Source organism: Adonisia turfae CCMR0081 (assembly GCF_011009555.1).
GTDB lineage: Bacteria > Cyanobacteriota > Cyanobacteriia > Phormidesmidales > Phormidesmidaceae > Leptothoe > Leptothoe turfae.
The window spans coordinates 1-2,721 of sequence record NZ_QXHD01000003.1; the positions used below are offsets into that span (position 1 = coordinate 1).

At 50.9% G+C, this 2,721-nt stretch carries 3 protein-coding genes; 2 read left to right on the forward strand and 1 reads right to left on the reverse strand.

Annotated elements, in window-relative coordinates; translation table 11 throughout:
* Nucleotides 1-1,394: efflux RND transporter permease subunit (locus tag DXZ20_RS00750; protein ID WP_163695723.1), on the forward strand; the 1,394-nt coding region annotated here is incomplete at its 5' end.
* Nucleotides 1,395-1,650: 256 nt separating this feature from the next.
* Here the strand turns inward: DXZ20_RS00750 and DXZ20_RS00755 are convergent.
* Nucleotides 1,651-2,085 carry a hypothetical protein gene (locus tag DXZ20_RS00755; protein WP_163695726.1) on the reverse strand — a complete coding sequence of 145 codons (435 nt, stop codon included), beginning with the start codon at nucleotides 2,083-2,085 and terminating at the stop codon, nucleotides 1,651-1,653.
* 105 nt (nucleotides 2,086-2,190) lie between these two features.
* Between DXZ20_RS00755 and DXZ20_RS00760 the strand changes: the two genes are divergently transcribed.
* Nucleotides 2,191-2,721 (forward strand): Tex-like N-terminal domain-containing protein (locus tag DXZ20_RS00760; protein ID WP_284681648.1); only part of this gene is annotated, 531 nt, incomplete at its 3' end.

Below are 2,721 nucleotides of genomic sequence, written 5' to 3' on the forward strand. Positions count from 1 at the left end.
CCAAAACAGAGCTGGTTACCCAGTACGTGAGTGATCGGCTTAAAGCAAATCCCGCCGTAGATAGCGTATACATTTCCCAAGAGCCCGCCGAAGCCTCAGCCGTAGCTCGACTAAAACCCAAACAAGAACGCCTATCGCGAGGCCAGTTTGAAAACGATATGCGCCAGGTGCTACGACAGATTCCCGGTGCCCGCATTAGTTTTGAAAACCAGGGTGGCGCGGGTGGTAGCGGTAAAGCCCTGGAGGTGACTTTGCGTAGTGACAATCCTGCAGCTCTCAAGGCCACGTCCGATGCCCTCACCCAGGAAATGCGCCAGATTTCTGGGTTGGTGGAGGTGAGTTCCAGTGCCAACCTGGTACAGCCCGAGATTTTGATTCGCCCTGATGTGCAACGGGCAGCTGACTTGGGTGTAACAGTCAGAGACATTGCCAGTACTGCCTCCCTGGCCACACTGGGTGATGCCGAATCTGACCTGGCGGAATTTGATGTGGGCGACCGCCAGATTCCTATTCGGGTACGGCTAGCCTCAGAGTTTCGCAATAACCTATCCACATTAGAAAACCTCAAGGTTCTCAATAACCAGGGACAGCTGGTTCCTCTGATTGCCGTCGCCGACATCGAGTTTGGCAGTGGTCCAGCCCAGATTGATCGATTGGACCGCTCCCGGCAGGTCACCATTGGTGCCAACTTAGACGGCATCACCCTGGGTCAAGGGTTACAGCAAGTTTATGCCCTTCCCTCCTTTGTCAATCTCCCCGCAGGGGTTTCTCAACAACCCTCCGGCGATGCCGAAATCATGCGAGAAGTCTTTAGCCGGTTTGGTATTGCCCTGGCGACGGCGATTGTCATGATCTACGCAGTACTAGTCTTGCTGTACAACAGCTTTATCTATCCCTTTGCGGTGATGGTCGCTCTGCCCTTGTGTATTGGTGGGGCACTGTTGGGACTGATGATTGCCCAGAAACCCTTGGGGCTGTTTGCCTTGATCGGCATCGTTCTGTTAATGGGTCTGGTGACCAAAAACTCAATTCTGCTGGTGGACTATGCCCTGATGGCCCGAGAAAAAGGAATTGCCCTCCGGCAGTCGGTGATTGAAGCGGGTCTGACACGACTCCGCCCAATTTTGATGACCTCTATTTCCACCATGGCAGGCATGGTACCCATTGCCATGGAGTGGGGTGCTGGCGGTGAAACCCGTAGCCCCATGGCCATTGCCGTTATTGGTGGTTTCTCGACAGCCACCCTACTCACCCTGGTGGTGGTGCCGGTATGTTTCACCTTTATCGCTCAGTTTAATGAAGGTATTGGCTCTCTGCTAAGGCGGCTAACGGGGCTGGGTCGAGAGGAAGATAGTGATGAGAAACCAGAGGCGATCGCAACTGGTGTGAAATAGTTCTCGCAACACCATCAACAACGACAAACAGTGAACCAGGGATCTGGTTCACTGTTTTTTAATAGCAACCGACACAATCACCCTCTAAATATGAAACGGTGATCTCTCTTGAAACAATTGAGACAGCATTTAAGAATGGACACATGAAGATGTAAAAAGATGCAAATCCCTGATTTTCAGATGTGCAAACTCAACAAAGATATTGTTCTTCTATATCAATCTCGCATGTTAATCCATAGGATTTCCTGACATTTTTTCAAAACACATTACGAACGCCAAAGGCTTCTTGGACAGGTTGTTGCAAAAAGTAATAGATATAGAAGCCACTAAAGGCCACAGCTGCCAAACTGATGGGGTTGACCATCAGTAGGCCCCCTAAATTGCCAAAAATACCCAGGGCCTGCAGCATTAGATTTAAGTACCAGGCCCATGACTGTAGCGCCCATAGGCCAATTGCGATCGCAGCGTTCGCCAATGCCAGCACTAGAAATATTCCCCCCATCACTTTAGGAAACGTTTCTATGACCTCTGGAGGCAGTTGCTCTAATAGCCCCGACATCTCAGGCTCTAGACGCATCTGCTCTAGAATTATTTTGCTTAGAAAAAAGGCAGCAATCCCCATCAGACCTAGCAATATGGCCTGTAAACCATCAATAATGGCCAAAATTGTCACACCTACGGGTCGTTTCATAACTCTGGGACAGCATCTGTAGTTTCACGGTATAGCAATTAAGGACGATTGGGGGCAAGTATGACTCGCTATAATCATGGCGACTTATTTTCTTAGAAACTCCCTATGCAGTTTGCTCCCGTCATTGCCAAGGATCTATCGGTTCGACCCGCTCAAGTGGAGGCAGCGTTAGAACTACTGGAAACGGGGGCAACGGTACCGTTTATAGCCCGCTATCGTAAGGAAAAGACGGGGGAACTGGATGAACGGCAACTGCGGCAGATCGAAGAGCAGTTTGCCTATCTGACGGAGCTAACGAACCGCAAGCAAACGGTGCTGGAGTCGATTGAAGGCCAGGGCAAGCTGACGGATGAATTACGCGATCGCATCCAGCGTTGTACCAGCAAAACTGAGCTAGAGGACCTTTACCTGCCCTATCGGCCTAAACGTCGTACCCGTGCCACCATAGCCCGTGAAAAAGGTCTAGAACCGCTAGCCCAGCAGATTGCTCAACTCAATAAAACTGGCGAAGCCGTGAAATCGCTGGAAGATCTGGCGGCTAACTTTATCACGGACGATGTGCCCGATGCAGCAACAGCGTTGCAGGGGGCGTCGGATATTTTGGCAGAGGGCGTTGCAGAGCAATCGGATCTGCGG